The sequence below is a fragment of the Veillonella sp. genome, assembly GCF_018381775.1.
Lineage (GTDB): Bacteria > Bacillota > Negativicutes > Veillonellales > Veillonellaceae > Veillonella.
Genome location: NZ_JAGZRH010000013.1, coordinates 49,193 through 55,772, shown reverse-complemented (window position 1 = coordinate 55,772; position 6,580 = coordinate 49,193). Strand labels below are relative to the sequence as shown.

Sequence of the window (6,580 nt, the reverse complement as noted above, 5' to 3'; positions counted from 1 at the left end):
TGTGAATAGAATTTTTAAATTTTCTTTTTGTCCAATCAGTTAAAAACTACACTATGCTATTTTGTAGATAAAAAGCATTAAAACCGATATAATATATTGTTATAAACCTGTTGAATTTTATGATTCAGAGTTGAAAGTTTTCAAGTCTCTTTGATAGTTATTGTACTAGCTATATTGTTAAGGCTTTTACTTGATATAGGTTGACCCTAAGGGGTTATTTACGTTAAAATTTAAAGATAGTTATACTGCGGAGGTAAGAGCACATGGAATTATTAAAACAACGTATTCGTGAAGAGGGGATTGTCCTCAATAATCGCGTGCTAAAAGTCGATGGTTTTTTAAATCATCAAATCGATCCACAATTGTTTAAAGCAATTGGTAAAGAAATTGCTGATCGTTATCGTGATGCAGGGGTACAACGTATTGTTACTATTGAGGCATCTGGCATTGCATTGGCATTGATGGCTGCTCTTGAACTTGATGTGCCATTAGTATTTGCGCGTAAGAAAAAATCTATTCTTATGGTAGACGATGTATATCATAGTGTGGTGTACTCCTACACAAAAGAAGAAAACTACGATATTACTATTTCTAAAAAATTCTTGCCAGCTGGTGAAAAAGTGTTAATCATCGATGACTTCTTGGCATCTGGTGAGGCTGCTATGGGCCTTGCTAAATTGGTAGAAGACGCAGGTGATGAAGTGGTAGGTATGGCTATTGCTATCGAAAAATCCTTCCAACCTGGTCGCGAACGCCTTGAAAATGCAGGTTATCGTGTAGAGTCTTTGGTTCGTATTAAAGAATTTAAAGACAATGGTTGTGTATTTATTGAAGACTAATAGTCTGATTATTTGTAGAGGGAATTATGAATCAAAAAGCAGAAAAATTCGACTTACTCGTTGCTGACCTAAATAAAGGTGGTAACTCTTGGTTTACAAAGGAAGAAATGACAGATGATCTTCATACAGTCGTTTATCACGGCCGTTTGGATGTTCATGAGCATAGCTTGCCTGTATTCATCGTTGTGGATGATTCTGCATTCTCCTATGCGCGTATAGCTATTACAACAACATCTATTGATGAAAAAGTGATTCCTGCTGTGTTAAAAGAACTTAACACATTGAATCAAGATTATAAAGTATCTAAATATTATGTAAGCAATGAAGACAATAACATCTATATGGATGTATCTGTTCCTGGTTTGACTGAACAGTTTGATCCTACAGTAGTAGTTAATTTATTGCTTGAAGTTGTTCAACCACACTTAGATGCTGTGCATAAAGGCATTCTTAAAGTAGCTGGTTTAGCTTAATAGAGGTTGTTATGAATCCTAAAGCGTTATTATTTGATAAGTTTTTAAAAGACGAAGAAATCACATCCTTTGAACGTAAGGACTTTGATGATGAAGACGGTACTGTTGTATACCGCTCTTATATTAAATCCCCATTGTGGGATATGCCGTTATTTGTCATTCTCGATAACAGTATTTACAGTGTTATTCGTTTGGTGTTAGGCCCTGAAAAGGTAACTGCACAAAATATGAATGCCTTGAATGCTTTGATTAATCGAGACAATGCAACATACAAAAACTATAAACTATATATTGATGAACAAGATTCTAGTCTATATTTGGACTGCGTATATATGTGTGGTGATGATGCGTTTGAACCTGCATTAATGTATGCATTGATGTCTTCTATTGTTGATTATGTACCTGAAGCTGTAGGTGAGTTGAAAGCTGCTTTTGAAAGTGGTACTCACTAATCAATAACAAATATAGATTAACTGGCATAATGTTCGGAAATTAAATAAAAGAGGGTATCCTATCTTTATAGATAGGATACCCTCTTTTGCTTTTGCAAAAAAATATATATGGTGTAAAATAATGCGTTTATTGCATGGATATTTTTATATAAATTGAGCGGATGTTATTAATCAACCGATTTAAATAAAGTCGATATAATTAAATTTAATATTTTCGAATAGTTCGGAATATAACGAATAATAAAAATAATTAATTAAATAATATTCGAAAATTGTGTTGATTTTGTAAATATTAGGTGTTACAATTTGTGTACAAGAAGGAGGTAGCACCGTGAACTATGCAAATCAACAAACTCAAGGCAAGTCTACGGAGGCTATTTGTGCGCATTTGACCCAGTCTGTTTCGGCTGGGCTTTTTTATTAGGAGGATCTATGAAGGTCGGTATTATTATGGGCAGCAAGTCTGACCTAGACACAATGAAAAAGGCATCTGCCGTACTTGATGAATTTAACATTCCTTATGAAATGGTTATCGCTTCCGCTCATCGTACACCTGAAGCTGTAAAGGATTTTGTTACACGGCTTGAAGACGAAGGGGCTATTGCTTTTATTGCTGGTGCTGGTGCAGCGGCCCACTTACCAGGTGTAGTGGCTAGCTTTACTACATTGCCTGTTATCGGTATTCCTCTTAATGCAACAGCGTTAAAAGGTATTGATTCTTTGCTTGCTATCGTTCAAATGCCATCCGGTATGCCTGTAGCAACTATGGCTGTAGACGGTGCTAAAAATGCAGCACTTTTTGCAGTCCAAATTGGAGCAGCTTTCAACAAAGAATTGAAAGACCGATATGTACAGTATCGCAAAGATATGGCTGAAAAAGTATTAGCGGACAATGCTGAATTACAAGGTGCCATTAAACTATAATCGCTTGAAGCGTTTACATCATCATTTATATATCTTTGAATAGACAAGAGTAAAAGGAGACACATCATGGCTAACATCGACTTGGAAAAATTAACATTATTGTACGAAGGTAAAGCAAAACAAGTATATCAAACAGATAACAAAGACGAGTACATCGTTCATTACAAAGATGATGCTACTGCATTTAATGGCGAGAAACATGATACCATCCTTGGCAAAGGCGTATTGAACAATAAAATCGCTTCCTTCTTCTTTGAATTGTTGAAAAAAGAAGGCGTTCCAACTCATTTTGTTCGTCGCGAAGATGATCGCAACCAAACAGTACTTACATTGGATATCATTCCTTTAGAAGTTATCGTTCGTAACATTGCAGCTGGTTCTATGGCTAAACGCTTTGGCATTGAAGAAGGTACTCCTCTTAAACATCCAATCCTTGAATTCTGCTACAAAAATGATGAATTAGGCGACCCATTCGCCAACGAATCCCAAATCACAGCACTTGGCTGGGCTACTCAAGAGCAACTTGATGTAATCTCTACTATTACGTTAAAAGTAAACGATATTTTGAAAAAATTCTTGGCTACTAAAAATGTAACTCTCGTAGACTTCAAATTGGAATTTGGTACACATAATGGTGAAGTATTATTAGGCGATGAAATCTCTCCTGATACATGCCGTTTCTGGGATGCTACAACAGGTGAAAAACTCGACAAAGACCGTTTCCGTCGAGACCTTGGTAACATCGAAGAAGCGTACAAAGAAATGTTATTCCGTCTTACTGGCGAACGCGCCTAAGGGGGCACAATGAACTACGATCCTGTTTTTGATAAATGGCATGAAGAGTGTGGTGTATTCGGTGTCTATGATAGAACCGTTGATGTAGCACGCTATGTATATTGGGGACTCTTTGCGCTCCAACACCGTGGCCAAGAAAGCGCGGGCATTGCCGTTACCGATGGTCATGATGTAGAACTAAAAAAAGGCATGGGCTTATTGACTGAGGCTATCAAGGAATTACCATCTTTGCCTAGCCATATGGGTACTGGCCATGTGCGGTACTCCACAACAGGGTCCAATAATCCACGCAATATCCAACCTTTAGTAATTCATTACCAAGGTGGTCAAATTGCGGTAGCTCACAATGGTAATTTAACGAATGCTTTAGCCATCCGTAAACGCCTTGAAGCGGATGGTTCCATTTTCCAAACGACAATGGATTCTGAGGTTATTGTAAACCTCATTGCTCGCTCTAAAGCTAAGACACAAGAGGAACGCATTGCTGATGCAGCCCGTCAAATTGAAGGGGCTTTTTCTCTCGTTATTACTACGAACGACTCCTTGGTAGGTGTGCGTGATCCTCAAGGCTTTAGACCTCTTTGTTTAGGTAAAACGGCTAATGGCTATGTCCTTTCTAGTGAAAGCTGTGCCTTAGATGCTATAAAAGCCGAGTTCATTCGTCACATCGATCCAGGCGAAATGGTAATTATCGATGACTCTGGTGTGCGTAGCACAATCTATGTAGAATCAGAAAAAATCGACAAAAAGCTTTGCGTCTTTGAATATATTTATTTTGCTCGTGGCGATAGCCATATCGATGGTCAATCGGTATATCAATCTCGTCTTAATATGGGGCGTGAATTATATAACGAAACTAAATATGATGCAGATATCGTCATGTCTATTCCTGACTCTGGCACTACAGCTGCACTAGGCTATGCTCGTGCATCGGGCATACCATTTGCAGAAGGCTTAGTGAAAAACCGTTATAGTGGTCGTACCTTTATCAAGCCAAATCAAGAGGAGCGGGAATTAGCTGTTCGTATGAAGCTTAATGCATTGTCCCACATTGTAGGGGGTAAACGGATTGTCCTTATCGATGATTCTATTGTACGCGGTACTACGAGTGGTATTATCGTTAAAATGCTAAAGGAAGCGGGCGCTAAAGAGGTTTACATGTGTGTAAGCTCACCAACAATTGAGTATTCCTGTCACTATGGTATTGATACATCGGTGCGTAAAGAGCTAATTGCTGCTACCCATACAGTAGATGAAATAAAAGATTATATTCATGCTGACAAATTACATTATTTATCTCGTGAAGGCTTATGTCGTGCTGTATCTGATATAGCGCCTAATGATTTATGTTTTGCTTGCTTTAATGGTGATTACAGTGTAGAGGTTCCTGCGGAACAAGAGGAAGGGGTCAAATATGTGCTCGAATAAAACTAGTTTAACCTATCGCGATGCAGGTGTTGATATCGATGCAGGCAATCGTGCTGTCGAATTGATGAAAGAATCTGTAAAACGCACCTATACACCAGGTGTTGTAGGTGATTTAGGTGGTTTTGGGGGCCTCTATTCCTTAGCTGGTCGCTCTATGTCTGACCCTATGCTCGTATCTGGCACAGATGGGGTAGGCACTAAATTGCGCCTCGCTATCATGATGGATAAACATGATACTATTGGCCAAGACTGCGTAGCCATGAGTGTTAATGATATTCTTGTGCAAGGTGCAACGCCTTTATTCTTCCTCGATTACATTGCAGTTGGTAAACTTGATCCTGTGAAAGTAGCAGATATTGTGCGCGGTGTGGCTGAAGCTTGTGAAGAGTCCGGATGTGCTTTACTGGGCGGTGAAACTGCTGAAATGGCTGGGTTCTACGATAACGATGATTACGATGTAGCGGGTTTTGCCGTTGGTATCGTAGATCGTCCTAAATTGATTACTGGTGAAAGCATCAAAGATGGCGATGTGATTTTAGGTTTGCCATCTTCAGGTGTCCATTCCAATGGTTTTTCCTTGGTTCGTAAAATTGTATTCGATCATAAACAATTATCTATCGATACAAAAATTCCAGAGTTTGATAAAACTTTAGGCGAAGAATTATTGACGCCTACTCGTTTATATCCTAAAGCTGTATTGCCATTGATTGAACAACAGCTTGTAAAAGGCATGGTTCATATTACCGGCGGTGGCTTCTATGAAAATATTCCACGCGTATTGCCAAAAGGCGTTACTGCAGAGGTAGACGTCACTACATGGCCACGACTTCCTGTATTTACAAAACTACAAGAATGGGGCAATGTTGCCTGGCCTGAAATGTACCGTACGTTCAACATGGGCATTGGTATGATACTCATCGTTGATCAAAAGGATGTAGAAACGGTTAAAGAAAACCTTTCTAGTCGTGGTGAAATGGTATATGAAATTGGCCGCATTGTAAGTGGCGATAGTCCAGTTGTCCTTAAAGGGGCTGAGTTCGATGCGTAATTCTAAAAAGCGGTTAGCCCTCTTTGCTAGTGGTCGTGGTTCTAATGGGGAAGCACTGTATAAGGCTATGCAAGAAGGCTATATTAATGGTGAATTTGTTGTAATCATTACAGATCATGGTACAGCCGGAATTGTGGAACGTTCCCAATCTTGGAATATTCCACTTATTGTTATCGAGCGTAGCGATTATGATTCAAAAGCTAGCTTTGAACAAGCTCAATTAGATGCCTTAGAACCCTATAAGGTAGATGGTATTGTATTAGCTGGCTATATGCGCATAGTTGGGGCTAAGCTCATTGAACGTTATGAGCATAAGATATTAAATATCCATCCTGCATTATTGCCATCGTTCCCAGGACTTCATGGTCATCAACAAGCCATCGATTCAGGTGTAAAGATAACCGGATGTACGGTGCACTTTGTAGATGCAGGAATGGATACGGGGCCTATCATTCTGCAGAATACGGTACCTGTATTACCCGATGATACAGAGGATACCTTGAGTGATAGATTATTACCTATCGAACATAAAACGTATAAAGAGGCATTGCAACTATTTTGTGAAGACAAGCTCACTATAAAAGGGAGAGTTGTTTATATTGAAGATTGATTTATGAAAGC

8 protein-coding genes are annotated in these 6,580 nt (G+C 38.8%); all 8 read left to right on the top strand.

Translation table 11 applies throughout. The features are described 5' to 3' along the window. The first annotated feature begins 263 nt into the window (after positions 1 to 263). Entirely contained in the window at positions 264 to 839 is a 576-nt protein-coding gene (locus KH109_RS08560; protein ID WP_005387850.1) for a xanthine phosphoribosyltransferase, read from the top strand. A 26-nt stretch (positions 840 to 865) separates the two neighbouring features. Further along, entirely contained in the window at positions 866 to 1,312 is a 447-nt protein-coding gene (locus tag KH109_RS08555) for a hypothetical protein (RefSeq protein WP_105085270.1), read from the top strand. Positions 1,313 to 1,323: 11 nt separating this feature from the next. Next, a complete protein-coding gene (locus tag KH109_RS08550) occupies positions 1,324 to 1,764 on the top strand; it encodes a hypothetical protein (protein ID WP_105094718.1) in 441 nt (146 codons plus the stop codon). A gap of 432 nt (positions 1,765 to 2,196) precedes the next feature. Further along, complete coding sequence (gene purE / locus KH109_RS08545) at positions 2,197 to 2,688, top strand: 5-(carboxyamino)imidazole ribonucleotide mutase (RefSeq protein ID WP_129823804.1); 492 nt, start codon at positions 2,197 to 2,199, stop codon at positions 2,686 to 2,688. Positions 2,689 to 2,754: 66 nt separating this feature from the next. Next, complete coding sequence (gene purC / locus KH109_RS08540) at positions 2,755 to 3,483, top strand: phosphoribosylaminoimidazolesuccinocarboxamide synthase (protein ID WP_295218637.1); 729 nt, start codon at positions 2,755 to 2,757, stop codon at positions 3,481 to 3,483. Between the two features lie 9 nt (positions 3,484 to 3,492). Next, positions 3,493 to 4,911, top strand: a complete 1,419-nt coding sequence (purF, locus tag KH109_RS08535) for an amidophosphoribosyltransferase (RefSeq protein ID WP_295218634.1) — start codon at positions 3,493 to 3,495, stop codon at positions 4,909 to 4,911. Beyond that, positions 4,898 to 5,959, top strand: a complete 1,062-nt coding sequence (purM, locus tag KH109_RS08530) for a phosphoribosylformylglycinamidine cyclo-ligase (RefSeq protein WP_295218631.1) — start codon at positions 4,898 to 4,900, stop codon at positions 5,957 to 5,959. The genes purF and purM overlap by 14 nt, the downstream gene beginning before the upstream one ends. Beyond that, entirely contained in the window at positions 5,952 to 6,569 is a 618-nt protein-coding gene (gene purN, locus KH109_RS08525) for a phosphoribosylglycinamide formyltransferase (RefSeq protein WP_295218626.1), read from the top strand. The genes purM and purN overlap by 8 nt, the downstream gene beginning before the upstream one ends. Positions 6,570 to 6,580: the final 11 nt, after the last annotated feature.

Excerpts from the sequence above, each read along its gene's own strand:
- KH109_RS08555 (WP_105085270.1), top strand. The coding sequence starts at position 866 with ATGAATCAAAAAGCAGAAAAATTCGACTTACTCGTTGCTGACCTAAAT.
- purN (WP_295218626.1), top strand. The coding sequence starts at position 5,952 with ATGCGTAATTCTAAAAAGCGGTTAGCCCTCTTTGCTAGTGGTCGTGGT.
- purE (WP_129823804.1), top strand. The coding sequence starts at position 2,197 with ATGAAGGTCGGTATTATTATGGGCAGCAAGTCTGACCTAGACACAATG.
- KH109_RS08550 (WP_105094718.1), top strand. The coding sequence starts at position 1,324 with ATGAATCCTAAAGCGTTATTATTTGATAAGTTTTTAAAAGACGAAGAA.
- purM (WP_295218631.1), top strand. The coding sequence starts at position 4,898 with ATGTGCTCGAATAAAACTAGTTTAACCTATCGCGATGCAGGTGTTGAT.
- purC (WP_295218637.1), top strand. The coding sequence starts at position 2,755 with ATGGCTAACATCGACTTGGAAAAATTAACATTATTGTACGAAGGTAAA.
- KH109_RS08560 (WP_005387850.1), top strand. The coding sequence starts at position 264 with ATGGAATTATTAAAACAACGTATTCGTGAAGAGGGGATTGTCCTCAAT.
- purF (WP_295218634.1), top strand. The coding sequence starts at position 3,493 with ATGAACTACGATCCTGTTTTTGATAAATGGCATGAAGAGTGTGGTGTA.